This window comes from Nonomuraea sp. NPDC049158, assembly GCF_040648335.1.
In the GTDB taxonomy this organism is placed as follows: Bacteria; Actinomycetota; Actinomycetes; order Streptosporangiales; family Streptosporangiaceae; genus Nonomuraea.
This window is the reverse complement of the sequence record NZ_JBEZDM010000003.1, coordinates 477,842-502,763: the sequence shown is the minus strand read 5'-3', so window position 1 is coordinate 502,763 and position 24,922 is coordinate 477,842. Positions and strand designations below refer to the sequence as shown.

The 24,922-nt window shown below is 68.1% G+C and carries 23 protein-coding genes; 12 read left to right on the top strand and 11 right to left on the bottom strand.

Features of this window, described 5'->3' with window-relative positions; genetic code table 11:
* Positions 1-36 precede the first annotated feature (36 nt).
* The 6 genes from AB0B61_RS09850 to AB0B61_RS09825 form a co-directional block, all read right to left on the bottom strand.
* Positions 37-573, bottom strand: a complete 537-nt coding sequence (locus AB0B61_RS09850) for a DUF1707 domain-containing protein (protein ID WP_358430197.1) — start codon at positions 571-573, stop codon at positions 37-39.
* Positions 570-1,373 (bottom strand): ABC transporter permease, encoded by an 804-nt coding sequence (locus tag AB0B61_RS09845; RefSeq protein ID WP_358430195.1) that lies wholly within the window; start codon positions 1,371-1,373, stop codon positions 570-572. Before AB0B61_RS09845 ends, AB0B61_RS09850 begins: the two co-directional genes overlap by 4 nt.
* On the bottom strand, positions 1,370-2,338 hold the full coding sequence (locus AB0B61_RS09840) for an ATP-binding cassette domain-containing protein (RefSeq protein WP_358430192.1): 969 nt from the start codon (positions 2,336-2,338) through the stop codon (positions 1,370-1,372). Before AB0B61_RS09840 ends, AB0B61_RS09845 begins: the two co-directional genes overlap by 4 nt.
* A gap of 28 nt (positions 2,339-2,366) precedes the next feature.
* Positions 2,367-3,272, bottom strand: a complete 906-nt coding sequence (locus AB0B61_RS09835; RefSeq protein ID WP_358430190.1) for a DUF4097 family beta strand repeat-containing protein — start codon at positions 3,270-3,272, stop codon at positions 2,367-2,369.
* A gap of 61 nt (positions 3,273-3,333) precedes the next feature.
* Positions 3,334-3,840: a toxin-antitoxin system HicB family antitoxin gene (locus AB0B61_RS09830; RefSeq protein ID WP_358430188.1), complete on the bottom strand. Its 507-nt coding sequence runs from the start codon at positions 3,838-3,840 to the stop codon at positions 3,334-3,336.
* A 158-nt stretch (positions 3,841-3,998) separates the two neighbouring features.
* Positions 3,999-5,183, bottom strand: a complete 1,185-nt coding sequence (locus AB0B61_RS09825; RefSeq protein ID WP_358430186.1) for a DUF1266 domain-containing protein — start codon at positions 5,181-5,183, stop codon at positions 3,999-4,001.
* Positions 5,184-5,331: 148 nt separating this feature from the next.
* Here AB0B61_RS09825 and AB0B61_RS09820 point away from each other — a divergent pair, with 148 nt between their 5' ends.
* Entirely contained in the window at positions 5,332-6,396 is a 1,065-nt protein-coding gene (locus AB0B61_RS09820) for a peptidase (protein WP_358430183.1), read from the top strand.
* 199 nt (positions 6,397-6,595) lie between these two features.
* Here the strand turns inward: AB0B61_RS09820 and AB0B61_RS09815 are convergent, their stop codons facing one another.
* The 4 genes from AB0B61_RS09815 to AB0B61_RS09800 all read right to left on the bottom strand — a co-directional run bounded on the left by AB0B61_RS09815 (position 6,596) and on the right by AB0B61_RS09800 (position 10,757).
* Entirely contained in the window at positions 6,596-7,312 is a 717-nt protein-coding gene (locus AB0B61_RS09815; RefSeq protein ID WP_358430181.1) for a class I SAM-dependent methyltransferase, read from the bottom strand.
* A gap of 151 nt (positions 7,313-7,463) precedes the next feature.
* Complete coding sequence (locus AB0B61_RS09810) at positions 7,464-9,098, bottom strand: GMC oxidoreductase (protein WP_358430179.1); 1,635 nt, start codon at positions 9,096-9,098, stop codon at positions 7,464-7,466.
* Between the two features lie 76 nt (positions 9,099-9,174).
* Positions 9,175-9,681, bottom strand: coding sequence for a carboxymuconolactone decarboxylase family protein (locus tag AB0B61_RS09805; protein ID WP_358430177.1), 507 nt, complete (start codon positions 9,679-9,681; stop codon positions 9,175-9,177).
* Complete coding sequence (locus tag AB0B61_RS09800) at positions 9,678-10,757, bottom strand: dihydrodipicolinate reductase (protein WP_358430175.1); 1,080 nt, start codon at positions 10,755-10,757, stop codon at positions 9,678-9,680. The genes AB0B61_RS09805 and AB0B61_RS09800 overlap by 4 nt, the downstream gene beginning before the upstream one ends.
* 597 nt (positions 10,758-11,354) lie before the next feature.
* On the opposite strand from AB0B61_RS09800, the gene AB0B61_RS09795 reads away from it, so the two are divergent.
* Entirely contained in the window at positions 11,355-13,166 is a 1,812-nt protein-coding gene (locus AB0B61_RS09795) for a DUF1996 domain-containing protein (protein WP_358430172.1), read from the top strand.
* Positions 13,167-13,269: 103 nt separating this feature from the next.
* Here the strand turns inward: AB0B61_RS09795 and AB0B61_RS09790 are convergent, their stop codons facing one another.
* A complete protein-coding gene (locus AB0B61_RS09790) occupies positions 13,270-14,796 on the bottom strand; it encodes a glycoside hydrolase family 71 protein (RefSeq protein WP_358430170.1) in 1,527 nt (508 codons plus the stop codon).
* A 333-nt stretch (positions 14,797-15,129) separates the two neighbouring features.
* Between AB0B61_RS09790 and AB0B61_RS09785 the strand changes: the two genes are divergently transcribed.
* From AB0B61_RS09785 to AB0B61_RS09740, 10 genes are all read left to right on the top strand, one after another.
* Positions 15,130-17,841, top strand: a complete 2,712-nt coding sequence (locus tag AB0B61_RS09785) for a tetratricopeptide repeat protein (protein ID WP_358430168.1) — start codon at positions 15,130-15,132, stop codon at positions 17,839-17,841.
* Between the two features lies 1 nt (position 17,842).
* The gene (locus tag AB0B61_RS09780; protein ID WP_358430166.1) at positions 17,843-18,094 is read left to right on the top strand and encodes an SWIM zinc finger family protein; all 252 of its coding nucleotides are present in this window, start codon (positions 17,843-17,845) and stop codon (positions 18,092-18,094) included.
* Positions 18,095-18,098: 4 nt separating this feature from the next.
* Positions 18,099-18,713, top strand: coding sequence for a hypothetical protein (locus tag AB0B61_RS09775; RefSeq protein WP_358430163.1), 615 nt, complete (start codon positions 18,099-18,101; stop codon positions 18,711-18,713).
* A 23-nt stretch (positions 18,714-18,736) separates the two neighbouring features.
* Positions 18,737-19,615: a PfkB family carbohydrate kinase gene (locus tag AB0B61_RS09770; RefSeq protein WP_358430435.1), complete on the top strand. Its 879-nt coding sequence runs from the start codon at positions 18,737-18,739 to the stop codon at positions 19,613-19,615.
* Positions 19,612-20,403, top strand: coding sequence for a caspase family protein (locus tag AB0B61_RS09765; RefSeq protein WP_358430162.1), 792 nt, complete (start codon positions 19,612-19,614; stop codon positions 20,401-20,403). Before AB0B61_RS09770 ends, AB0B61_RS09765 begins: the two co-directional genes overlap by 4 nt.
* Complete coding sequence (locus AB0B61_RS09760; protein ID WP_358430160.1) at positions 20,396-20,998, top strand: nucleoside-triphosphatase; 603 nt, start codon at positions 20,396-20,398, stop codon at positions 20,996-20,998. The genes AB0B61_RS09765 and AB0B61_RS09760 overlap by 8 nt, the downstream gene beginning before the upstream one ends.
* Positions 20,999-21,056: 58 nt before the next feature.
* Positions 21,057-22,886, top strand: coding sequence for a glycoside hydrolase family 15 protein (locus AB0B61_RS09755; protein WP_358430158.1), 1,830 nt, complete (start codon positions 21,057-21,059; stop codon positions 22,884-22,886).
* A 151-nt stretch (positions 22,887-23,037) separates the two neighbouring features.
* Positions 23,038-23,418, top strand: coding sequence for a YbaB/EbfC family nucleoid-associated protein (locus tag AB0B61_RS09750; protein ID WP_358430156.1), 381 nt, complete (start codon positions 23,038-23,040; stop codon positions 23,416-23,418).
* 43 nt (positions 23,419-23,461) lie between these two features.
* The gene (locus tag AB0B61_RS09745; RefSeq protein ID WP_358430154.1) at positions 23,462-23,803 is read left to right on the top strand and encodes a hypothetical protein; all 342 of its coding nucleotides are present in this window, start codon (positions 23,462-23,464) and stop codon (positions 23,801-23,803) included.
* A complete protein-coding gene (locus AB0B61_RS09740) occupies positions 23,800-24,891 on the top strand; it encodes a hypothetical protein (RefSeq protein ID WP_358430152.1) in 1,092 nt (363 codons plus the stop codon). The genes AB0B61_RS09745 and AB0B61_RS09740 overlap by 4 nt, the downstream gene beginning before the upstream one ends.
* The last annotated feature ends 31 nt before the right edge of the window (positions 24,892-24,922 follow it).

Sequence of the window (24,922 nt, the reverse complement as noted above, 5' to 3'; positions counted from 1 at the left end):
CGAGCCCGGCGGCTCTTCCAGGTCCGTCGGAGGCGCCTATCTGACCAGGCCGCGCGGGCGGCGGACCCGCAGATGGCCGTAGGCGAGGTCCCCGGCGATCTGGACGTGCAGCCGTCCCGGACGGGGACGGCCAGGCGCCTTGCAGATCACCCTGCCCCACTCGGTCCGCGTCTGGTCGACGTTCGCCGTCGCGCCGGCCGGCAGGACGATCGTCGCGGAGCCGTACGCGAGCCGGAGCTCGATCCCGATCTCGGGATACTGGATGACGGCTCCCGACAGGTCGAGGTGCACACCGCCGTACTCGGACTCGATCCGCAGCACGCGCGGGACCTGCCAGTCGCCCGTCCGCCTGACGCGCCCTCCGGTGGACCGCAGCCGGACCACCTCGTCGCGAGGTTCGGGCAGGTCGACGACCACCCGCGCCAGATCGTCCTGGGTCACGGCGGTGAGGGCCCGTTCGACCCGCTCCTCCATCTCGGCGAAGCCGAGGCGGCCGTCGGCGTACGCCTGCTGGACACGCTGAACGATCCGGTCGCGCTCGACGTCGTCGTGCCGTCCCGCGGGGAGGTTCATTGGGAGACCGCCCTCTTGTACAGCCGCGTGGCCAGCGGGACGAACACCACCAGGATCAGCACGCACCAGCCCACCGACACCGCCACCGCGTGCTGGAGCGGCCACGCGTCGGGCACCGGCCTGAGAGCGGTGGTGTTGCCGAACAGTTCGCGCGCCGCCTGGACGAAGGTGGAGACCGGGTTCCATTCGGCGACGGGCTTGAGCGGGCCGGGCAGCCGGGAGCTGTCGACGAAGACGTTGGACAGGAAGACCAGCGGGAACGACACGAGGGTGGCGATGTTGTTGAACACCTCGGGCGTGCGCAGGGCCAGCGCGATCGTCGCCGTCACCCACGAGAAGGAGTAGGCGAAGAACAGCAGCAGCAGGAACCCCCCGACCGCCTCGAGCGGCGAGGAGTGGACGCGCCAGCCGACCAGGAGTCCCACCAGCGCCATCGTGGCGATGCTGGTGATGTTCATGAGCATGTCGCAGAGCGTCTGCCCGACCAGCACCGCGGACGGCGCCATCGGCAGCGTGCGGAACCGGTCGAAGATGCCCTTCTGCAGGTCCTGGGTGAGCGTGTAGCCGGTGATCTGCGCGCTGGTGACGATCGTCTGGACGAAGATCCCCGGGAGCAGATACTCCGGGTACGAGATGCCGGGCAGGTCGATCATGCTGCCGAACACGTACACGAACAGCAGCACGAACACGACCGGCAAGATGATCACGCCGCCGAGCAGGTCGGGGGCTCGCCTGATCTTGAGCGCGTTGCGCTTGCTGATCGTCACGCCGTCGGCGATCGCCATCTGAAGGGGGCTCATCGGATCGTCTCCTGGGTGTCGTCGGTGGCGGCCTGGTGGCCGGTGAGGCTGAGGAAGACCTCGTCCAGGGTCGGCCGCCGCAGCCCGGCGTCGCGTACGGTGACGCGCTCGGCGGCCAGGTGGCCCAGGGCGGTGGTGAGCGAGGCGGCGCCGCCCGCCACGGGAATGGTGACGCTCAGGTTGGTGGGGTCGGCCTGGACCTCGGCGACGGCCAGCGGCGCCAGGACCCGGCGCACGGTCTCCAGATCGGCGGCGTCGCTCACCGTCAGCTCGATCCGGTCGCCGCCGACCTGGTCCTTCAGCTGGTCGGCGGTGCCGAGCGCGATCACCCGCCCGTGGTCGACCACCGCGATCCGGTCGGCGAGCCGGTCGGCCTCCTCCAGGTACTGGGTGGTGAGCAGGACGGTCGTGCCGCCCGCGACCAGCCCGGAGATGACCTCCCACAGACCCGCTCTGGCGCGGGGGTCCAGGCCGGTCGAGGGCTCGTCCAGGAACAGCACCGGCGGATCGGCCACCAGCGCGCCGGCCAGGTCGAGCCGGCGGCGCATGCCGCCGGAGTAGCCCTGCACCGGGCGGTCGCCGGCGTCGGTCAGGTCGAAGCGCTCCAGCAGCTCGCGGGCGCGCTGCTTGCTGCGCTTGGTGCCCAGGTGGTAGAGGCGGCCGACCATCTCCAGGTTCTCGGCGCCGGTGAGGTGCTCGTCGACGGCCGCGTACTGGCCCGACGCCCCGATGCGGGAGCGCAGGCGCTGGGCGTCGGCGACGACGTCGAGCCCGGCGACGGTGGCGTGTCCGGCGTCCGGCCGCAGCAGGGTGGTCAGGATCCGCACGGTCGTCGTCTTGCCGGCGCCGTTGGGACCGAGTAATCCGAAGACCGTGCCTTCGGGGACCGACAGGTCGATGCCGTCCAGGGCGGTGACGGTGCCGTATTTCTTGACCAGACCCTCGGCCACGATCACGGGGGGCATGAGATCTCTCCTTTGGTGGTTTTCAGTGTCATGAACGGCGGATCACGATGTCGCCGTAGGCGGTCTGGGCGCGCACCTCGACGGTCTTGTCGGCCTGCGCCGGGCCGTCGCAGGCGTCCAGATCGACGTCCACGGTGCCGTACTGGGAGCTCACATCCAGCCAGGCGGCGCTGCCCTCCCGGATGCCGAGTTCGAGCCGGCCGCCGGCGGTCTCCATGACGACCGCGCCGGACACCACCTCGCCGACCCGGACATTGCCGTAGGCGGTCTTGGCGGCGACGCCGGCCAGGGCGTGGTCGACGGTGATGTCGCCGTAGGCGGTGTTCAGCCGCAACTCGCCGGTCACCGCGCCGAGGACGAGGTCGCCGTTGGAGGTCTTGACCACCGCCGTGCCGTCGATCTCGCCGATCCGGATGGTGCCGTTGGAGCTGGTGATGTCGGCGTGCCCGACCGACCGGGTCACCGAGATGTCGCCGGAGCCGGTCTTCAGCTGCAGCCGGCCGGCCCGCTCCAGCCGGATGTCGCCGTAGGAGGCGATGCACTTCACGTCGCCGAGGCGGCCCCTGCAGCGGAAGTCCGCCGCCCCGTTCGCTTCGACGCGGGAGCCGGCCGGCAGGTCGATCGTCACGTCGACCGAACCGTCCCAGCCGAGCAGCGAACGGGCCCAGTTCTTGGGCGACTCGACCAGCATGTCGATCGAGCCGCTCCACCCGGACAGTGACGCGGGCCGGGGCTTGCCCACCTTCACCAGGAGCCGGCCGCCGGCGTACTCGATCTGGGCCTGCTCGGCGGCCTGCCGGTCGGCGTCGTTGGACTCGTTGCTCGGGTGTACGTCGACGACGGTGTCGGTGCGGTCGCTCGCGTTGATCCGGACTTTGGCGGTCGCCAGGTCGATGATGGCCACGATGGGCTCGGGGGTGTCGAACGTTGGCATGGCGTTTCCCTCATGGATTCGGCGGCATTCCGCTTGTCGGAACGCGTGGTCGTGAGCCCGGCTAGCGCACCCAGCCGGTGTGGCTTCGAACGGTCTGGGAGCCCCGGTGCCGGCTCCCGTCGCGTTCGAGCGCGGCGGAGAGCGCGCGGACCAGCCAGGTGTTGACCGAGAGCCCGTCTGCGGCGGCCGCCTCCTCGATGCGCGGCTTGAGGTGGTCGGGGACGCGCAGCGAGATCCGCGAGGTCCCGCCCTCGTCCGCTCGGACACCTGGATCGGCCGCCCTGACCGGCCCGGTCTCGCCCGCGTCCCCGGACGACTGGCCGGCGGGCGGTGGCGTCACGATGAAGCCGGGCTCGCGGCCGCGCAGGCGCACCTCCACCGAGCCCGGCGCGAGATCGCGGGTGATCTCGTCCGCGGCGGCGGAGAGCGCCTCCAGCAGGGCGAGCCGGGTGGCCGGTTCGAGTGCCGCGGCGAGACGCTCGGCGATCGCGCGGGCGTCGTCGTCTCCTGCTCGGGCGGTGTTCGCGAGTTCGCGGCGGAGGTGGTCTACGTACGGCGCGAGGTCCATGACGCAACTATGACGTCACTATGGCGTCATTTCAAGGGCCTTGAGCCATCCACTGTGATGTCATGGAGGCGTCAAAGCGCCGAGCGCCGACCGGATCGGCTCTGCGGCCGTCCGCTCGGCGCTCGGCGACCAGCGGTTTTGGGGGTGTTAGATCGCCTTCATCGTCTGAAGGGGATGTTGAGCCAGGGGCTGTTCGGGTCGGTCGTCAGGATGCGGTGGGCGTTGAGCATTTCCCCGTACCAGTCGCCGAACTCCTCCTCGTCGAAGTGGAGGCAGCGGCCCAGGATGTAGCCGGCCGAGAACTCTTCCCAGGAGCGGTAGTTGATCCGGCTGACCGCGCCCGCCCGCAGGACCGCCGCTTCGGCCTCCGCCAGGTCGCAGTAGCGGGCGCCGAGTCCCCAGCGGGCCATCTTGGAAGCCCGCCCGTAGTCCCACGCCTCCACGCTGCGGACGAACCCGCCCTCGGGAAGCAGCCCGTCCGCCCGGAATCGCGCCTCATAGCGAAGGATCCGTCCGATGAGCCGCTGCGCTCCGGCGACCTGGGCCTCCGTCTCGGAGTCCTCCGTGGCGCGGTGCCGGATGACCCGTGACGTCACCTGGCGCCAGTGATCCACCTCGACCGCGCCGCCGAAGTCGCGGGCGAGGGTGCCGCGTATCCCCAGCACCAGTCCCCAGACCGAGCTGCTCATCCGGCCCTTGAGCAGCTCCTCCTGGGCCTGCTGCCACCCTTCCCGGCTGGTGATCTCCCACCACTCCTCCAGGCGTCTGCGCTCACGGACGTAGCCGGTGCCGTGCCAGCCCATCGCGTTCCAGAGGGAGGCGTTGTTCACGCAGAGCAGCGCGCCGCAGGCCAGGCCGTGAGCGACGTTGCCGTGCAGCGGACCCCCGACCCACAGCGTGCGCAGTTGGTTGCGGCGCGTGCTGGAGATCCGGTCGGCATGCCAGCGCCACGTCTGCCGATGGGCGGCCGTCGCGGGGAAGAACGCCTCGCACGGGGTGCCGGGGTTGATGGCCAGCCACTCGTCGTCCTGGGGCCAGTCCTGGACCAGCTTTCCCAGATCGACCTCGAAGAAGACCGGGTCGGGCGCGGGCGCGGGCAGCATCCCCTCGGTGACGAACGCGAGACTCACGGGGCTTCCCGGCCGCGGGCCCCAGTATGCGGCGTTGTAGTGAAGCCAGCCCGGCTTGGCGTCGGCCTGAGCGCGCGACATCGCGTGATACAGATCCGTGCCGGCCAGGACGTCGAAGTACGCGGCCCAGTCGCCGCGCGTCTTGGCCGCGTACAGGTCCCGTTCGACGTCGGTGGGCGCCTGCCAGACGGCCTCGGGAGCGGCGAGATTCATGGCACCCCATTGTGGAGCACGGCCGCGGGAGGCATCGATCCGCCTCCTGTCCGGCAAATGCTGCCATACCCGAATGCGCATAGCTTGAGGAAGATGGCGGCTTCCGTACGTACCTCCTGACGGCAGATTCCGGTTTCGGGAGGTATGTATGCACCGCAGAGTCGCCCTGCTCTCCGCCGTCGCGCTCACCGTGGCAGGCGCCCTGGTCCCAGCGGGCGCCGCCCAGGCCAGGAGCGGGACCGGCCTCGACCCCAGGCCCGTCAGGTGGTCCGCCACGGACTCCTCGTCGGAACGCAGGAACGTCCTGCAGTACTGGACGCAGCAGCGCACGCTGGCGGCGCGGCCGCTGGATACGCCCACGCCGCGACGTGGTAATCGCTCGGGCGGGCCGACCCAGGGAACCCCGTGGGCGACCCGCGGCGCCTCGTCCACCATCACCCAGCGCACCCCGTGGACCAGCGGCGGCACGTCGCGCGTCCAGACCGCCTCGGCCTCCACCGCCCAGCAGGGGGCCCGGGTGCCCAACAGCCCCGGCCTCCGGTGGACGGACGGCGGCGCCGTCGTGCGTACCACCGGACGCGTCTTCTTCACCACCGCCGAAGGCGGCAACGCCTCCTGCTCCGGTACGGCGGTGACCAGCGCCAATGAGAGCGTCGTGATGACCGCCGGGCACTGCGTGAAGATCGACGGTGCGGCCCACCGCAACTGGGTGTTCATCCCGGGCTTCGACAACGGGCGGCGGCCGTTCGGCACCTGGGTGGCCAGCAGGATGCTGACCACCCAGCAGTGGAACGCCAACGAGGACATCAACTTCGACATCGCGGCGGTCGTGGTCGCGCCGCTGCAGGGGCGGACGTTGACGGACGTCGTGGGCGGGCAGGGGGTGGCGTTCAACCAGCCTCGGCAGCGGCAGATGTTCTCCTTCGGCTACCCGGCGGCGCCGCCGTTCGACGGCTCCAGGCTGATCTACTGCAGTGGGCGGGCGTTCAACGACACCGTCATGACCAGGGACCAGGGACTGCGCTGCAACATGACCGGCGGGGCGAGTGGTGGCCCGTGGTTCCAGGGGTTCAACGAGGCGACCGGGCTCGGCTGGCTGAACTCGGTCAACAGCTTCAAGTACGACTTCGCCCCGGACTTCATGTTCGGCCCCTTCTTCGGGAACGAGGCGATGGCCGTCTACCAGGCCGCGCAGAACACCAACGCCACCTGAGCCCCGGAACCGGTCCCCCGGCCCCGCCCGTACATGACATCTCCAGGCGGCGGGGTCGGGCCGCCCAGACGGACGACTTTTCACCGCGCCCAGCCGAGCGACCTTTTCGATCTCGCCCAGCCGAGCGACCTTTTCCACCTCGCCCAGCCGAGCGGGCTCTTCAACCGCGCACGACGATTCGTCCGGACGAGCGGGCTGATCAATCGTGCGCGCGGCGGCGGGCCCAGACGAGCGATCCTCTCTTGGTCACCCGCAGTGGGGTGGCCACGCGGAGCGAAGCGTCGCGTGCCGCCGGCTCCGACAGGCCGCGGCCCCGCAGATAGAGGGCGACGGCCGCGCGGTCAGACAGGCTCACCAGCGGTTCGTCCCAGGACGTCACCCCCACCACGTCCAGAACCTCGCCGACGACGGCGGGCGCCACCTCCGCGTCGAAACTCAACCGCCGCCCCCAGTTCGGCAGGACCGCCGACAGCTCGGGGTCGTTGCGGCGACTGGGCGCCGAGACCGCCAGCAACCCGCCGGGTCGCAGCACCCGGCGGACCTCGGCCAGCACCGGCGCCGGGTCGGCGAAGTGGTACAGCATCCACAGCGCGGCCGCGGCGCCGAAGACGCCGTCGGCGAACGGAAGCGCCAGCGCGTCGGCTCGCACCGCGGGCCGGGGAGCTTGTACGACGTACGCCGCGGCGTCGAGCACGACCGCGGGCACACCGGCATCGGCCAGCAGCCGCCCCAGCACCCCGTTGCCGCCGCCGACGTCCAGCACCGGACGGGCGCCCTCTTCCGCCAGCCGGGCGGCCACCAGGGGATGGATGTCTCCCGCCGCCGAGAACCGGGACGTCGCCCGCTGGTTCGCCGCGAAACGGCCCGGATCGTCGTCGTAGTCAGTGGGCAGCGCCTCACCGCGCGATGCGACCATCCCGCCACGATGTCAACCGAACCTGGCACCCCGCCACCCGTTTTACCGGCGGACCCCGACACACCCCGCTACCGGCACGAGCGGCCGACCGACCGCTCGGCCGCTCGGCCGCTCAGTCGGTCGCTCGGTCGCTCGGTCGGTCGGTAACTCGCTACAAGTCAGTGGCGATGATCTTCTCGATGTTCCGTTCCGCGAGCGCCGTGATGGTGACGAACGGGTTGACGCTGGTGTTGCCGGGGATCAGCGAGCCGTCGATGACGTACAGGCCAGGGTAGCCGGCCAGGCGTCCGTAGTTGTCGGTGGCCTTGTTCAGGACCGCGCCCCCGAGCGGGTGGTACGTGAGGTGGTCGCCCCAGACCTTGTAGACGCCGAAGAGGTCGGTCCGGTAGATCGTCCCCTCCTTTTCGTTGATCTTGTCGAAGATCGACTTGGCCATGTCGATGGCCGGCTGCTTCCATGCGGTCTGCCAGTTCAGATCGACCTGGCCGGTCGTGGCGTTCCAGGAGAAGCGGGCGCGGTTCGGGTTCTTGGTGATCGACAGGTAGAACGAGGCGAAGGTCTCGATCCCGGTGGGCAGCGGCGCGACCTCGGCGAACGCGCCACCGGCCGCCCAGTTGTCGATGCCGGCGCAGGGGATGGTCGACTGGGAGGCGCCGGTCGGGTCCCACAGGTGGTTGGCGCGGCCGCACATGACGTTGCCGTTGTCGCCCCAGCCGTTGCCGACCTCGCTGTTGAGGTTGGGCAGCGCGCCGGTGGCCTTCAGCTTGACCAGCAGCTTGCTGGTGCCGACGCTGCCGGCGGCGAAGAACACCCGGTCCGCGGTCACGGTCTTGGTGGCCGTGGTGTCACCGGTGGTGTTGATCTGCTGGATGACGACCGTGTAGCCGCCACCGGCCGCCGGGGCGACCGAGGTGACCTTGTGCAGCGGCGAGATGGTGACCTTGCCGGTGGCCTTGGCCTGGGCGAGGTAGGTCTTCTGGAGTGACTTCTTGCCGTAGTTGTTGCCGTAGAGGATCTCGCCGGCCAGGGCGGACTTGGTGGCGGTTCCGGCTGCTTCCTGCTCCATGTAGTTCCAGTCGTACACGTCGGGTACGAAGACGAACGGGAAGCCGGAGCGCTGGGCGTGCTTACGGCCGACGCGGGCGAACTGGTACCAGTCGGTGGAGTCGAACCAGGCGGAACGGATGGTGCCCACCCCGAGACCGGCGTTGGCCCGCGGGTAGTAGGTGCTGTACATCTCATCGGCGTTGACCGACGGGAGGATGGCGGCGAAGTTCTCCCGCTTGGGGGTGACCGCCATGCCGCCGTTGACCAGCGAGCCGCCGCCGACGCCGCGGCCCTGGTAGACGGTGATGCCGCTGAAGTCCTCGGCGTCCAGGACCCCGGTGTAGCGGGAGATGTCCCGGTCGATCGGGAAGCCGAGGAAGTAGTTGAGGGGCGCCTTGGTCCTGGTACGCAACCAGAAGGAGCGGTTGTCCGGGGAGAGCGTGCTGCAGAAGATCTTGCCGTCGGAGCCGGGGGTGTCCCAGGCCATACCCATCTCGATCATGTGTACGTCGACACCCGCCTGGGCGAGACGCAGTGCCGCCACGGAGCCGCCATATCCGGTGCCGATCACCAGGGCCTGGACATGGGCCCCGTTGCCGATCGGACCGGCCGCCGCCGGAGCCGCGGCCTGGGCCGCGGTGGGGCGGGCCGCGAGGGCCAGAGCGCCCACGCTTCCGGCGATGAAGCCACGACGCGAGACACCTCTGGAACCGGCCTCGCCCGGGGTGTTGTCACTCATCCGATGTTCCTTACTCTCGGTGGGATGAGAACAGGTTCTTGCTGCAGCTCGCGCCTGGAGAAAGCCTGGAGAAGATCTAGCGGGTCCGCCGCGTGGCGGGTGAACGGCCGCTGGGCAGCCGGCACACGGTGTCGAGGCCCAGTACGTGGTTGAGCCGCCCGAAGGCCAGCCAGGAGCCGATGCTCATGCTCAGCTCGACGATCTCGAGCTGGCTGTAGTGCGCGGTCATCCGGGTCCAGAACTCGTCGTCGAGGCCGTGGTGGTCCAGGGCATACCGCTCGGCGTACTCGGCGGCGAGCCGGGTGCGGTCGTCGAAGGCGTCGGTGGTGCGCCACTGGGTCACCGCGTCGGCGAACTCCTCCTCGACCTTCTGCCCGTCCCGCTCGGTACGCCAGTCCAGGCAGAAGGCGCACCCGTTGATCTGCGCGATCCGCAGCCGTGCCGCCTCGAACTCGCGGAGCCCGAGGGTCGTGTGGGCGTACACCGACAGGGAGAAGTGCGAGGCGGCGGTCCCGATGCCGGGCACCATCTCACCCCAGACGTACTCGATCGCGTCCTTTCCCTCGGGAATGTCGAGGTTCATGGTTGTTTCCTCCCGAGTTTGCCGATCGCGGGGCGCAGTGGGACGTCGAGCGCGTCGTAGAGCCCGGGTTCGGCCGCCACGAGCCAGTCGATGGCGCCGACCAGCCGGCCGACCGCGGTGGCGTTCCCGCCCGCGGCCCGGTTGCCGCCCTCGTCGGTGGCCTCGATGGTGACCTCGATGCGCGGGCGGCCCTCGATGATCACCCGGTGCGCCGCGTGGCCGTCGGGCGGCGTCGGCCAGTCCGGGGCGCAGGACGGGTGGATGCGGGTGACGTGCTCGATGACGATGCGCGGCTCGCCCTCGACGATGCCCTGCACCTCGAAGCGCACCGCGCCCTGGGTGCCGGCGTCGAACTCGCCCATCGTCTCCGTACGAACCGTGGCGTCGAGCGGGCGCCGGTCGCGGCTCTCGCGGATCTCGTCGAGTTCGACGCCGAGGGCTCTGGCCATCAGCCGTACCTGTCCGCCCCACACCATGGTCGGGACCGTCGGCGCGATCATCGGCGGCTCGTAGTCCATCGGCTGGCCCATGCCGACCAGGTACCGGACCGAGTCGGGCTGGTCGTAGGTGGAGTAGTCGAAGATCTCCTGGCAGCGGATCACGTCGACTGTGCCGCCGAGTCCGCTGATCAACAGGGGCAGCACGTCGTTGCCCCAGCCCGGGTCGATGCCGGAGACGAACAGCGAGCCACCGCCGTCGGCGATGGCGGCCAGCACCGGCTCCCGCAGCTCAGGCGGGGCGTTGCGCTGGTCATAGAGCGCGTACAAGGAGGGGGTGACGACCACGGCGCCGGCGCGGAGCGCTCTGATGATGTCGGCGAGCGCCTCGTCGGGGCGGATGTCGCCGGAGGCCGCGTAGACGACGGCGCGGGGACCGGCGGCCAGCACCGCGTCGACGTCGTCGGTCGCCGCGACCCCCAGATCGTGGCCGAGCCGGGCGAGCGCGCCCGCGTCGCGGCCGACCTTTCCGGGATCGTGAACGAGTACGGCCGCGAGCTCCAGTGCCGGATGAGCTTCGACGGCACGGATGGCCGCACGGCCGACATTGCCGGTGCCCCAGACGATCGTGGACAGCATGAGCGGAGCGTAGCAAGCGCTTGGTTAGGTGCATAGGGCCATCGCGACACCGACCGCGCCCGGCACCACCCGGAGCCCCCTGCACAAAAAAGGCGGAATTCGTATTTTCCGGGGCAGCGAAGAGTTCGCCGATAACCCGTGGCATTCTTCCGTGCGTGCGCCGGAGCGCTGTTCACTGACCGTTCTCACCGGCGAAATGGGCGGCGGCGGCACCGCTGGAATCGTGCCCGTCAAATCAGTCGGATCCAGGTTCAGCGCACAGGAAGCGCTACGGCTTTCTCACCTGCGACAATCCCTATGACCGATGGACTCACGAAGACCCCGCCGAGCTGATCGGACTCCCGGCGAGGCCTTCGCTGTCAGCGCGAATCGCCGGTCTGACCTGCGACTTCGCCATCCGGGTGAACCATGATGACGATGCCCCCGTATCTGATGAAAAGCGGGCTTTCCCGCTCACGTCATCAATCCGGGAGGAGTTCCCGTATGGCGAATGCCTCGGGGAGCAAGCCATTCAGGCCCTGGCTGGGAGTTGTTTCCCTAGTCGGAGGTGTCGCCCTCGTTCTGGCGGGTGGCCCATTATCCGGGCAGTCGCGGAACATGGTGAACCTGTCCGCCGGCGCGGACGCGATCACCTGCCCGAACGTCGCCGACAAACTGCCGGACATTCCCGCCCAGGCCCAAGCTGAAATCGACCGCAACCTCAAACTCCTGCAAACCCAGATCGACGAAGCCAACAAGCGACTCGTCACCTCAGCAGGGGAAGGCGGCCCCAACTTCGTACAGAACGCCATCCTCGGCCCCCTGGCCGACAAACGAACAGCCACCATCAACCGCATGGCCACAGCCATCGGACGAGTGGCCGACCGGCCCACCGGGCTGGACGGCCTGGCCACCTGCAAGCTCGGCAACGGTGGCGGCGCGACCGCCCCCGCCACGCAGGCCCCGGAGGCCTCGGAGCCCCCCACGTCGCCGCCGTCCGACAACGCGACCACGCCCCCCGCCAACGGCGGAAACAAGATCACCTGCCCGGACGTGGCGGGCAAGCTGCCGGACATTCCCGCTCAGGCCCAAGCCGAAATCGACCGCAACCTCAAACTCCTGCAAACCCAGATCGACGAAGCCAACAAGCGACTCGTCACCTCAGCAGGGGAAGGCGGCCCCAACTTCGTACAGAACGCCATCCTCGGCCCCCTGGCCGACAAACGAACAGCCACCATCAACCGCATGGCCACAGCCATCGGACGAGTGGCCGACCGGCCCACCGGGCTGGACGGCCTGGCCACCTGCAAGCTCGGCAGCGGCGGCGGCGCGACCTCGAAGCCGAGCGCGAGCGCGAGCCCGAAGGCGGCGTCCGGGCCGACGGCCGACGACTTCGTCGACATCCAGTCGGTCTCCCCCGTGCAGCAGCCGCAGCGGGCCGCTTCCAGCGGCTCCTTCGTCTCCAGGTGCGGCACGCCCCAGGAGGGTCACGCCAACAGCGACAACATCATCACCGCTCCAGGTGTGGCCAAGGGGGGCCAGCAGCTGAACGACTACGTGGGCAATGTGTCCACTGACGCCTTCTCCACGAACGAGAGCCTGGCCGCCTCGGACACCACCTGCCGTATCCGCGCCGACAGGTCGACGTACTTCTGGCCGGTCCTGCGGGTAGGCGGGGCGGACGGCAGCGCCGGCACAGCCGTGCGGCCGTCTGTGGTGCAGTTGCAGTTCCGTGGCAACGCCATGTCGAGGGTCTCGGCGGCGCCTCAGTTCCTCAGGCTGATCACCGGCGACGCGCAGGCGGTGAGCGGCGGCAGGCCCAGTGACGCGGCGGCCAGTGACGCGCCCAGCGACACTGCCACCGATGTGCCCACGGATCTGCCCACCGATGTGCCCACCGACCTGCCCACTGACGTGCCTACCGACCTGCCCAGCGACACGGCCAGTGACGTGCCGAGCGACCTGCCCACTGACACGGCCAGTGCCACCGCCAGCGACACGGCCAGTGCCAGTGCCAGTGACGCGGCCAACGCCCGGCCCACGTGGAGCTGCACCGGCTTCGCCAACAGGCTGACCGACAAGTATCCGCTCTGCCCGTCCGGCAGCAACCTCATGCGTGTCTTCGACATGCCCAGCTGCTGGGACGGCCAGAACCTCGACAGCGCGGACCACCGTACCCACGTCGTCTTCCCCGACGAGAACGGAGCCTGCCCGGCCGACACCCAGGCGGTGCCGCAGCTGCGCGTCACGCTCGTCTACGACGACGTGCCCAACACCCAGCCCGACGGTACGAACGTCCCCTTCATGGTGGACAGCGCCCCCAGCGAAGGGAACAGCCCGAACACCGACCACGCGGGTGCCATCGCGCTGATGTCGAAGCAGCTCATGAACAACGTCGTGCGATGCATCAACAGCGGCAGGAGGTGCTGACAACCGGAAGGAACCGCTGACAGCCGGAAGGAGCTGTTCACAGCCGGAAGGAGGAACGCGCGAAAGGGCCACCCGAGGACTCCCTCGGGTGGCCCTTTCGCGATCAGCGTCCGCTGCTGACCGCGTGGTACTGCAGGTCCTGCACCACGGGAGCGGCCACCACGGTCCAGGGGGAGGTGACGCTGGCCGTCGTCGTCCCGGAACGGACCACGGAGACCTTGTTGGTGCCGTTGGCCAGCGGATAGAGCTGGGTCCGCAGGCCCGCCTCGGCCTGGTAGGTCTTGGCCGCGCCGCCGATGGTGGCGTTCACGGTCGCGGCGCCGGTGAGGAACGAAAGGATCTCGACGCTGTCCCTGGGCGTGCTGGTGCCCGAGCGGGGCGCCATCAGCTTCGTCTGGCCGCCCGTGGGCTTGGCCGCGGCTAGCTGGGTGCGGTGGGTCAGGTAGACCGTGTCTCGGACGATCGCCGGGGCCTTACCGGTCTTCAGCCATGTCAGGTAGTACGACGAGATGTCCAGATAGGACGAGTCGTTGTGCGGGGACGGGGTGAACTGGGTGCCTTCGGAGAAGTCGTTCCAGGTGGTGAGCTGGACCCAGTCCGCGCCGTTGCCGATGGAGCCCGCCCACGTGGTCCTGAGGTTCTGGGTGTTCAGGGCCTCGTCGTAGATGCTCTGGTTCGGGCGCTCGTCCTGGACGGAGACCGGCTGCATCCAGATCTTGCCGAGGTCGTGCGCCTTCTTGATGTTGCTCGCGATGCCCGACTGCCCGGCCGGGCTGCGGTTGCCCCAGTTGGAGAAGCCGTAGCTGATCGGGGCGAAGGCCGCGGCGTTGGCGGAGAAGTTCAGGAACGTCGGTACGAGGGCGACCTTGATGCCGTACTTGGTGTTCATGATGTCGATGAGGTCCGCCCACCAGGCAACGGTCTTGGCCTCGGCCTTGAACGGCGACACGACGACGCGGCCGTCGGCCAGGCGGTAGATCGACTTCGACGCGGCCAGCTCGGCGAGGGAGGCGGCGAGCGTCGCGGCGTCGGCCGTCAACGACGTCATGTCGGGCATCGGGACGATGGTGAAGCCGGTGTCGACCGTCTCGGCCGCCTTCACGAGCAGCTTGAGCCGGGTCCAGTTGGCGCTGGACAGCGAGAGCATGTCGACGGTGAAGCCGTCGATGCCCGCCGCTGCGGCCGTCTTGACCTCGCTCTCCATGTCCTGAAGCTGGTAGTCGCCGGACAGCACGGCACGCGGCTGCGGGCGGTCGCGCAGCAGCCCGCCGTAGACGGCGTGCTTGCCGCTCTCGCCGGCCGGGTTGAGGTAGTTCTTGGTGTAGTAGTCGACGCCGCTCTCCTTGTTGTCCAGAGAGACGGGGTACGGCGTGAAGTAGTGCGCGAACACCTTCTTGGCGGAGGCCCGCAGGGTGGCCTTCGCCGGCAGATCGAACGGCAGGGGTCCGGTGGCCGCGGCCGTGGCGGTCGACGTGGCCGTCCCGGCCACGGCCCCGGCTGCGGTCGTCTCCGTCACGGCTCCGGCGGTGGTCGTCTCCGTCACGGCTCCGGCGGTGGCGCCCGACATGGCCAGGAGCAGGACGCCGATTGATAAGGCGACGCCTCTTCCCGGCCTGACCTGCGAAATCATGCTCGTTACCCCCGACTGTCTCTCGGCTGTTCCACGAAGGAGCGGTCGGAGATCATCCTGGCAGGCGGGAGCACAAATAAAGCACAGGCCACAAGCCGACGGCGTGGGGCGCGAAGATCGACTCACCCACCGCCCCTAGTCCATAAATACCTTTAAGAGCGACACGCCGTTGATCAACAAGAAGCATTGATCGTTTACTTGTGATGCCCACAAAGGGGGCACAGTGTGATGAAACGCCCTTCGAAGTTCGCCGATGTTTCTGAGTGAACTTTCCGTCTAGACTAAGCGAGCGGCTGCATAATTTAGGGCTTCCCCTCATGCTGGGAGGCGAGCGTGACGACGCCCGTAACACTGAACGAGGCCCTCGCGGCGAGCACCGCGCCGATACGGCTGCTCCTGGTCACGCCGTCGCCTATCAACGATCCTGGGCGGCTTCACCCGGAAACCGAGCTTGCGCACGTCACTGCCGCGATGGAGGAAGCAGGGGCGGAAGTGGACATCCTCCGCCTAACCCCGCCGACCATCGGCAACCTTAGGCGCGCGCTGGCCAGCGATAAGTTCGACATTGTTCATGTGGCCGCTCATAGTGGTGGCGGAATCGAGTTCGAAGACAATGACGGCACCGCGATCTTGGTGGGCGAAGACGAATTCGCCGACGCGTTTCCCAATCGTCAACAGTGCCTGCTCGTCCTGAACGGATGCTCGACCGAGAGCCTCGCCGACCGGCTCGCGCTAGCCAATCGAAACCTGACCACCATCTCCGTGGCCGGCAGCATCAGCAGACTTGACGCCCTGCGCGCCATCGAGGAAATCTACGGACTCCTTTTCACCAGGACCCCGCTCAGCCAGGTGGTCAACAGCGCCTCGCAAGCCGTGCTTCGTCGTATGCCGCTGAGAAATACGCCAGATCCCATTCGAGTCCGCGGGCCACGAGAAAGCGCGCCCGCGTTCGACGTCATGCCGACCAGCGGACGCCCCAACTATTTCGCCTGCAATCCGCCGGCGAACGTGCCGACGCAGCACCGCGCGGTCGTCGATCGGGCCGACGAACTGCTCGCCCTCTATCACCGGCTGTTCGACGAAGACAGAGGAAGTCCTTACATAGGCCTGGTCGGAATCACCGGAAACGGAAAGACGACCATCGTCCAGACAATGGCCAATCGCTACGGTTGGCGATTTCGCGGTGGCATCGGTTACTTCTCGCTACGGGGCAGCTTCGCGGCATCCGATCTAGCCGAGGTATTGGGCTGGCCGAAAGGGGAGGGCACCATGCGGCCCGAAGAAGCCGCCATGCGACTCTCGCGCGGCCGCTTCCTCCTCATCTTCGATGACATCGATGAAGCGCCCGAATCCGTCCTCGCGGAGGTCATAGCCCTGCTGAGCTCCTGGGACACGAGCCTCGGCGGACGTGCCGTGCTCATTTCCTACACCCACCGCGCCGAACTGCAGAGCATCATCGGTGCGAATGTGATCACCGTGCGGGGATTGCCCCAGGACGCGTCCCGCGAGCTCATGGTCGCCCATCTGGGCGGGGCCGAGCGGGCGAGGAGGCTGGTGGGCGCGGATGAGCACGTGGCCGAAGCCTCTCGGCTGTGCTTCGGGCATCCGAAGACCATCGAGTGCACAGCGTCCCTTCTGCGGCTCGGGCAACGCTGGACGGAGATGCGGGGCGATCTCCTGCGGCTGAGCGGCGGCGGGCCGCTCGCGGTCAACAGCGAGATGCTCGGCAGGGTGATCACTGTTCTGGAGGAGCGCACTCCCGCGGTGCGAGACCTGCTCGACGCCTGGGCCGTCTTCGAGGACGGAGCCGAAGAATCAGCGTGGCGGCATGTGGCGATGGGCGGCCGTGATCTCACCGCCGCGACGAGATCCCGGCTCGACGCGGCGCTCAACGAGCTGCATGGCGCCGCGTTGATCGACCGCCACGACCAGCCGGGAGGCGGCACGCGCTGCGTCATGCATTCGCTCCTTGTCGCCCATCTGCGACGCCGGCACGCGGGGCTGTCCCAGGAAAAGATGAGCGACCTCATAAGGCTGCAGCTTGCCCAGCAGATGGAACTGGCGAGTGAGGGCGACTATCCCGCCGACGAGTCGGGCAACATCCGCAGAGCGCTGCGCGTCGCCGAAGATCTGGGGCTTTGGCGAGACATCCTGAGCTACTGCGAAGCGGTGGTGGGCCACCGGGACCTCCCGTTGGTCCGCAGAGGGCCGTGGCCCTTGGCGCTTGACCTGCTGGACGCCGCCATCCGGGCCGCGTCCCGGTCCGGCGATCACATACGGCAGGCGGCTTTCCTCATCGTCCGCGGATTGGTGGAATATCGCCTGGCCGCTTTCACGAACGCGGAAGACGCTTACGGACAGGCCGCGTCCTTGGCGATGGAGGCGGACGCCCGCGGCCTATGGCTGCAGGCACTTCGCGGGGTGGGCCAGGTGCATTACCGGATGGGCGATTTCGATCAGGCGGAAACCGTCTATCGGGAGGCGCGTCAGCTGACCGACGACGAAGAGGCGATCTCTGACATCGATCATCAGATCGCCAAGATTCTTTATCGCAAGGACCGTCTGGATGAGGCGCTGGAGCTGCTGACCCGCGTATACGAGAGCCGGCGACGCGCCGGCCGTGACGGAGACCTGGCCAAAACCATCCATGAGCGGGCGCGAATAGAACACGCCGCGCGCCGGACCGAGTCCGCCCGAACCCTGTACGAGGAGGCGCTGCTCTTGGAGCAGTTGGTCGGAGATCCCGTAATGGAACAGGCGACACTGTTCCAAATGGCCAAACTCGCTCTCGAGACCGGTCGAACAGCCGACGCGGAACGGCTGTTCACGGAGAGCCGGCAGATCTCCGAGACGCTCGGGGATCAGGTGTGGCTGGTACACGCCCAATTCGGCCAAGCGCTCCTCGACTGGGCCAACAGCGCGCCGGAAAGCGCACGGGACAACGCGCGGAGCGCCCTGACGGAGAGCCGTGTCCTGCGGATCGGACTTACCACGGAGATCCAGACGTGGCTGGAAACTCACGAAGGAACGGAAAACAATGCCTGATATGACAGGGGCGGTCGCCGCCAAGTGGCAGAAGGCGGAGCGTTACGCCCGGGAGCAGGACAGGTTCTGCCTTGACTCGCTGCAGGTCACCATGCGATCCGAGCACGATGAGCGGCATATCAGCTTCGAGGCCGGCTCCTGGTCGTGCACGTGCGACTTCTTCGCCCTGCATGCCACCTGCAGCCACGTCATGGCCCTGAACTTGATATTGCGGAAACAGGCCGGTCTACAAGTGCCCGACAATCTGGAGTAGAGGCATGCCAAGAGCGATCGTCAGACTCGCTGAGCGCCCGCTCACCACAAAATTCGGCAGCTGGCGGGAAATTCTCTACTACGACGGGACGGCGGAGAGCATCGCCCTGGTCCACGGCGAGGTGAGCGGCCAGGAGGAAGTGCCGTGCCGGGTTCACTCGGCCTGCATTTCCGCTCATGTCTTCAACAGCATCGAATGCGACTGCCGCGAGCAGATGGCCGCCTCGCAGGCGACGATCCAGGAGCACGGGAGGGGGGTCGTGATCTGGCTTGACCAGGAGGGACGAGCCAATGGACATTTCGCGCTGATGCTGGCCACGCAGCTGTCCGCCGAGGAGGGCATCCCCCAGACCGAGGCGTACAGGAGGCTGGGCTACGGCGACGACCAGCGGCACTACGAGCAGGCGACCGCCATTCTGTACGACCTGCGGGTGACGTCCGTCCGCCTGCTGACCAATAGTCCGGCCAAAGCCGGTGCCATTGCTGGAGACGGGATAAAAGTAGCGAACCTACTGCCGGTGGCGGTCGATCTCGAACGCCACCCGCAGCTACGTGATTACTATCGGGATAAAATCAATCACGGCCACATTCTCGACATGCCCACGGGAACAGAGCGGTGAACGACCCGCCTCGAGTGCTCGTCATGGGCGACCTGTGTCTGGATACCGTCGTGGAGACCTGGCTGCCGAAAACCTGGTCCCGCGTCGCCGGCTCTGGCGAGCTCCTGGTGCGCGCGCCCATAGCCGACCAGGTGGGTGGCACGGCTTACCAGTTCGCCAGACGGGCCGTACAGTTCGGGCTTTCGCCTACGGTCGTCGGCTCAGTAGGCGAGGATGCCGCCGGCGAGATCATCGGCGATGTGCTGGCCGCAGCCCCGTTCGAGTGCCGGGTTCAGCGCAGTGCCACGGCGCCCACGGCTCGTACCCTCGTGGCCTACGACGCGTCCGGTGCGCGCCACATGTTCACGTCCTCTATCAGTGCCAATGACGCCTTGGCGAGCGACTTCGTGCGTGCCGGCGAATTCGGGCCATGGGATCTCATCTGGATCTCGGGGCTCTGCCTGCGTTCCCGCTCCGTACCACGGTTCGCGGCGGTCGTCGCGGCTGCCGCCGAGGCCAGACGGAGTGGCGCCCTCGTGGTGCTCGACGTGGTGCCGCACGACTTCTATCGGCTGTTCGATGCCCTGACCGAGGTCGCGGAGATTCTGGGCGGCCTGGACGGCCTGGTCACCGAGGCCAACACCGCGCGACGCATGCTGGGGCTGGGGCGTCAGGGCGAGAAGCAGACAGTGACGATGCTGTCTGACACGGCCGACGCGCTGCTGAAGGTGACGCCCTTGGCCGTCGTCCGCCTCCGCGACGGCTCGAGGTATCACCAGTTGGCGGTCTCTCGCTCCAAGCTCCACGCTTCTTACTCCTATCCCGTCCCCGATGGGGCGGCGCTCCTGGGCTATGGCGACTTGCTGGCGGCAGAGGCTCTGCGTGACTACCTCGAACACAGCTCGGCGGGAGGTCGCGAATGACCCGGCTGCATGCGGTGCTCATCGGCGTGAACAAGTACGCCGACATGACGATCCCCGACCTGTCATACGCGCGAGCGGATGCGCTCGCCCTCGCCGGATTGTTCGGGCAGGCGTTATACGCGGACAGCGTGCGGGTGCATCCACTCATCGACGGTCAGGCAACCCGGTCGGGCATCATGGATCTCATCGGGGTGCGGCTGGCGCGGAGCGTCGATCGCGGCGACGCGGTGCTGATCTACTTCGCCGGGCATGGCTCCCCCGAAATTCATCCCGGGCTCGATAAAGTGTCACGCTTCCTGGTCTGTCATGACACCCAGCGGCAGTCATTGCTTTCGAGCGCCATCGAGGTGCATACAGATCTGGCCCGGCTGGCGAGTCGACTCAACGCGCGCCTCGTGGTGTTCATCCTCGATGCCTGTTTTTCCGGCTACTCCGACGGGCGCGGGATCACCGGGCCCCTGTTGGCGGAGCAGCGCCGAACTCACCGACCGCGAATCCGGCTGGAGAGCCTGCCGCTCGGTTCAGGAACGATCTTCCTGTCGGCCTGCGCCGACGACGAGGTCGCTCGGGAAGACGGCGCTCTCGGACATGGCGTGTTCTCCTACTACCTGCTCCAGCAGCTACGCAGGCCCGGGACCACGAACGTCATCGGTCTGGCCAGCCTGTACGACCTGGTTTTCCATCAAGTGCGTGACCACAGCAGCGGCCGCCAGAACCCGGTTCTCTGGGGCGACCTCAAGGGCGCCGGCCTGCCGCGGCTACTCATTCCGGGGAGCGATCATGGGTAGGGCACTGCTCTTCACCGGCGTCAAAAAGGTCGGCAAGACGACGGCCTTGAGAAACGTCGTGACCAGACTGGCGCCCAAGAGCGTCGAAGGTTTCTTCGCCACCGAGCGGCGAATAGACGGCAAGCGCGTGGGCTTCGAGATCGAGATGCTGGACGGCCGCTCGGGCCGGCTCGCGTCGATTGATTCGGACAGCGATATGCGTGTGGGACGGCTGCTCAGCCATGGACGTCTCAAGTATGGCGTGGACCTCGAATTCCTGGACGGTGTCGCCGTGCCCGCCCTGCGCGCCTCCCTGTCCAGTAATCCAGGGGGAATCGTGCTGGTGGACGAGATCGGCCCCATGCAGCTGTATTCCGCGGCGTTTCGGCAGGTCGTACTCGACATGCTCGAAAGCCCGTGCCTCATCCTGGGCACTGTCATGTCCCCCGCCGAGCCGTGGGTCGATGTCCTGAAGGAACATGAGGCAGTGGAGATATTCCAGCTCACGCCGCAGAACAGAGACACGGTGACAGAGATGATGTGCCTGTATCTGGAGAAGCGGGTCCTGACCATGAGCGCTTCGTACGGCATGCCCCCACCTCCATCAGCAGCCTGACTGCGCGTCGAGCTGCTCTGACCTGCATATTTTCCCGGAATCGTGGCAGGGAACAGATATGACGGCTGGACCAGGCGGCTACCCCGAGGACTCGCGGTACCTGCCGATCGGTGAGCACGGGTTGATCGGTGACCTGCGCACGGTCGCGCTCGTGGGCACCAACGGCACGATCGACTGGTACTGCTGCCCGAGCTTCGACGCCCCGAGCGTGTTCGCCTCGATCCTGGACGCCGACAAGGGCGGGTCGTTCGAGCTGTTCGCCGACACCCTGGCGAAGACCAAGCAGTTCTACTTCCCCGACACCAATGTCCTGATCACCCGCTTCTTCGCCGTCGACGGGGTGGGCGAGATCCAGGACTTCATGCCGATCGAGGAAGACTCCGACGAGGTGGACCGGCACCGGGTGATCCGCCGGGTGGCCTGCGTCCGTGGCGCCCTCCCGTTCCGCGCCCGGGTGGCTCCCCGGTTCGACTACGCCAGGGCACCCCACACGGTCCACCAACAGGGGTCCCGGACGACGTTCGAGTCGGAGTCCCTGTCCCTCGCGCTGTCGGCCAGCGTGCCCATCGAAACCGACGGACGGGACGCCTGGGCGAGCTTCGAGCTCAAGGAGGGCGAACACGCCGTATTCGCCCTCGACCGGATCGGCGACGGGATCACCCCACGGCCCTGCCCGATCGCGGAGGCGGAGGAGCAGTTCGCCTCCACCGTACGATTCTGGCGGAAGTGGCTGTCCGCCTCCCGCTATCGCGGCAGGTGGCGTGAGGTCGTCCACCGTTCGGCCCTCACGCTGAAGCTGCTCACCTACGCGCCGACCGGCGGGATCGTCGCCGCACCCACGACCAGCCTGCCCGAGCAGGTCAAGGGCGGACGTAACTGGGACTACCGCTACGTATGGGTACGCGACGCCGCGTTCTGCGTGTACGCGCTGCTCAGGCTCGGCTTCACCGAGGAGGCCGAAGCCTTCATGGGCTTCCTGTCCACGCACGTCCCGCTCACCGGCGTCAGCAGTACGGGCCCGCTGCAGATCATGTACGGCATCGACGGCCGCAGCGAGCTGCCCGAATCCGAGCTGAACCACCTGGAGGGCTACCGGGGGTCCGCGCCGGTACGCGTGGGCAACGCCGCCGTCAACCAACTCCAGCTGGACATCTATGGGGCCCTCCTCGACTCCATCTACCTCTACAACAAATGGGGCAACCCCATCTCCAGCGACCGCTGGGAGCAGGTCTGCACGCTAATAGACTGGGTCTGCGAGAACTGGGACCAGCCCGACGAAGGCATCTGGGAGACCCGCGGCGGGCGCAAGGACTTCGTCTACTCACGGCTGATGTGCTGGGTGGCCATCGAACGCGCCATGCGCATGGCCGCGCATCGGGGGCTCCCCGCCGACATACCGCGCTGGCGGCGGGCCCGCGACACGATCTACCACCAGATCATGAAACACGGCTGGTCGGCCTCGCTGCAGGCGTTCGTCCAGCACTTCGACGACGACGTCCTGGACGCGTCCATCCTGATGATGCCGCTGGCCAAGTTCGTCTCCCCCACCGACCCCAAGTGGCTGTCCACCCTCGACGCCCTCGGCAGCGGGCTGGTCTCCGACTCGCTGGTCTATCGCTACGACCCCGAGGCCAGCCCGGACGGGCTGGAGGGGCCGGAGGGCACGTTCTCGATCTGCTCGTTCTGGTACGTCGAAGCCCTGGCCCGCGCCGGCCGCGTCGACGAAGCCCGCCTGGCCTTCGAGAAGATGCTCACCTACGCCAACCACCTGGGGCTGTACGCGGAAGAGATCGGGCACACCGGCGAGCAACTCGGCAACTTCCCGCAGGCCATCACCCACCTGGCCCTCATCAGCGCCGCCTTCAACCTCGACCACGCCCTCGGCTAGTTCCCCGGGGACCTGGGGAACGGCCAGAACGCGTGGTTAACCGTCGATGAACTCTGATGATCATTGACGGAGAGCCCTGAGGCCGCCTCCTAGGATCTTGGCTGCGCCACCAGAGGCGCTGACCGCACCATGCTGCTTGGAGACCCCCCGGATGAACGACGAGTCCTCGGATCCCCCGGACTTCCTTGACCGGTTCGCCGCCCTGCGGGAGACCGGCGTGGCGGCGAACGGCCTCGTCAAGGCGGAGGTCGACGGCACCAGCGACCTGGTCGGGCTCGTGATCGACCCGAGGGCGATGCGGCTCTCCTCGTACGAGCTGGCCGCCGCGATCAGGGTGGCGTTCAGCCAGGCGCGAGCCGCCGCCCAGGAGCGCGCGGCGGCGGCCATCCCCGACGCGCTGAAGCAGGAGACGCCCGAGCTGAACGCCCTGCTTCAGGACATCAAGGCCGACGCCCACGGCAACATGAACGAGATCCTCTCCGTCGCCAACGAGCTGACCATGAGGCTGGACCGGCTGATGCGGCCGACCTGATGAGCACGCGACGTGAGCTACTAGCGGAACGATGGTGACACGAGTGGAAGACAGGAACGACGAGCTGCGGGTCGTCTTCGGCAGCCGGCTCGTCTCGGCGAGCCGGTTCGCGGACACCGCCGACCGGCTGGAGCAGTCCATGTGGGGCTCGCTCCACGGCGCCGGGCGCGCGGCGGCGGCCGACGGTCCCGACCGGCCCGGCGCCCAGTTCGACGCCGAGTTCTCAGGGCTGATCGACCTGGTGCGGGGCGCGTACGGCGGCACCGCCGAACGTCTGCGTGGCATCGCGTCGAAGCACGCCCTGTCGGAGGCGAACCTCACCCAGGCCGAGCAGGCCAGCGCCGCGGCCGCGGGCCGGACGACCACCCCGATCGAGGCGCTGTGACCTGGGAACTGCCGCCCGCCCTGCGTGCGGTGCACGGCTTCGTCGCGGCCGACGCTCCCTGGCCGCGATCCGATGAGATGTCGCGCCTCCAGGGGGCCGGCTCATGGATGGACCTCGCCTCCGCCGCCAAGGATGGCAAGGCTCAGGCCGATCCCGCCGCCGCGCACGTACGGGCGGCCGGTAACTACAGCGGCGACGTCAACGTCTTCGAAAACGACTACAGCCTCGAATCGAAGCGGATGGACGATGGTTCCGTGGCCACCGCGCTGGTCGGCGCCGGAACCACCACCCTCGTGGTGTTCAAGACCGCGTGGAAGTACCTGCTCGTCATCACCCTCCTGGTGCTCCTGATCTCGCTCATCCGCGGGTTCCAGCTCGGTCCGGTGCTGGGGGCGCTGTTCGGCAGGCGGCGGATCATGGAGACGCGCAAGGCCCTCGCCCTGGCTCTCGGCCAGGTGGAGCGCAACATCGCCAGGGGCGCGATCACGTCTCTCCAGCTGGCGAGGCACCTGCTGGCTCGTCTCATGATCATCCCGGGGGTGCAGACGGCCCTGGTCGGAGCCAACACGCTGGCGCTCCACCCGTGGGACAACAACTCGCAGGCGCAGGAGGACACCGAGCGGGTCCTGAACGAGACCGCCGCCGGGCGGGAGGCGCTGGCCTACGCCAGGGAGCACGGCATCACCACGCTGTACCAAAAGGGGGAGAACATCCACTGGTCCGACTACAACCGGCAGCTCAACGTCATCCGCATCGGCGGAGCCGAGACCGCCAGCTCCGAGGCGCTCGCGGGAGAGTTCGTGCGCCAGGTTCACCTGGCCAAGGACCGGTGGGGTAACAGCCCGGTCGGCACGGACTTCGCCGAGTACAGCGCCGCCCGGGACAAGCAGGAGCAGGCGGCCAACCAGGAGGCGTACAAGATGGGGAGTCAGCTGGGCCACGAGCAGGCGGCCCGCGAGACCTACCTCGACGGCGGATACGGCTCCAGCTACCAGCGCCAGCTGAGCGATCACGACAACGGGTTGGGGCAGGCGATCTTGGGGGGCCCGTTCAAGCTCTTCAACGACGGGCCCCTCGACTTCACCTGAGAGTCCCGGGCAGCTGACGACGGTGGGGCGG

Excerpts from the sequence above, each read along its gene's own strand:
- AB0B61_RS09850 (WP_358430197.1), bottom strand. The coding sequence starts at position 573 with ATGAACCTCCCCGCGGGACGGCACGACGACGTCGAGCGCGACCGGATC.
- AB0B61_RS09835 (WP_358430190.1), bottom strand. The coding sequence starts at position 3,272 with ATGCCAACGTTCGACACCCCCGAGCCCATCGTGGCCATCATCGACCTG.
- AB0B61_RS09770 (WP_358430435.1), top strand. The coding sequence starts at position 18,737 with ATGGGCGACCTGTGTCTGGATACCGTCGTGGAGACCTGGCTGCCGAAA.
- AB0B61_RS09790 (WP_358430170.1), bottom strand. The coding sequence starts at position 14,796 with ATGATTTCGCAGGTCAGGCCGGGAAGAGGCGTCGCCTTATCAATCGGC.
- AB0B61_RS09820 (WP_358430183.1), top strand. The coding sequence starts at position 5,332 with ATGCACCGCAGAGTCGCCCTGCTCTCCGCCGTCGCGCTCACCGTGGCA.
- AB0B61_RS09760 (WP_358430160.1), top strand. The coding sequence starts at position 20,396 with ATGGGTAGGGCACTGCTCTTCACCGGCGTCAAAAAGGTCGGCAAGACG.
- AB0B61_RS09765 (WP_358430162.1), top strand. The coding sequence starts at position 19,612 with ATGACCCGGCTGCATGCGGTGCTCATCGGCGTGAACAAGTACGCCGAC.
- AB0B61_RS09780 (WP_358430166.1), top strand. The coding sequence starts at position 17,843 with ATGACAGGGGCGGTCGCCGCCAAGTGGCAGAAGGCGGAGCGTTACGCC.
- AB0B61_RS09750 (WP_358430156.1), top strand. The coding sequence starts at position 23,038 with ATGAACGACGAGTCCTCGGATCCCCCGGACTTCCTTGACCGGTTCGCC.
- AB0B61_RS09845 (WP_358430195.1), bottom strand. The coding sequence starts at position 1,373 with ATGAGCCCCCTTCAGATGGCGATCGCCGACGGCGTGACGATCAGCAAG.
- AB0B61_RS09755 (WP_358430158.1), top strand. The coding sequence starts at position 21,057 with ATGACGGCTGGACCAGGCGGCTACCCCGAGGACTCGCGGTACCTGCCG.
- AB0B61_RS09810 (WP_358430179.1), bottom strand. The coding sequence starts at position 9,098 with ATGAGTGACAACACCCCGGGCGAGGCCGGTTCCAGAGGTGTCTCGCGT.
- AB0B61_RS09815 (WP_358430181.1), bottom strand. The coding sequence starts at position 7,312 with ATGGTCGCATCGCGCGGTGAGGCGCTGCCCACTGACTACGACGACGAT.
- AB0B61_RS09775 (WP_358430163.1), top strand. The coding sequence starts at position 18,099 with ATGCCAAGAGCGATCGTCAGACTCGCTGAGCGCCCGCTCACCACAAAA.
- AB0B61_RS09800 (WP_358430175.1), bottom strand. The coding sequence starts at position 10,757 with ATGCTGTCCACGATCGTCTGGGGCACCGGCAATGTCGGCCGTGCGGCC.
- AB0B61_RS09830 (WP_358430188.1), bottom strand. The coding sequence starts at position 3,840 with ATGGACCTCGCGCCGTACGTAGACCACCTCCGCCGCGAACTCGCGAAC.
- AB0B61_RS09825 (WP_358430186.1), bottom strand. The coding sequence starts at position 5,183 with ATGAATCTCGCCGCTCCCGAGGCCGTCTGGCAGGCGCCCACCGACGTC.
- AB0B61_RS09805 (WP_358430177.1), bottom strand. The coding sequence starts at position 9,681 with ATGAACCTCGACATTCCCGAGGGAAAGGACGCGATCGAGTACGTCTGG.
- AB0B61_RS09795 (WP_358430172.1), top strand. The coding sequence starts at position 11,355 with ATGGTGAACCTGTCCGCCGGCGCGGACGCGATCACCTGCCCGAACGTC.
- AB0B61_RS09840 (WP_358430192.1), bottom strand. The coding sequence starts at position 2,338 with ATGCCCCCCGTGATCGTGGCCGAGGGTCTGGTCAAGAAATACGGCACC.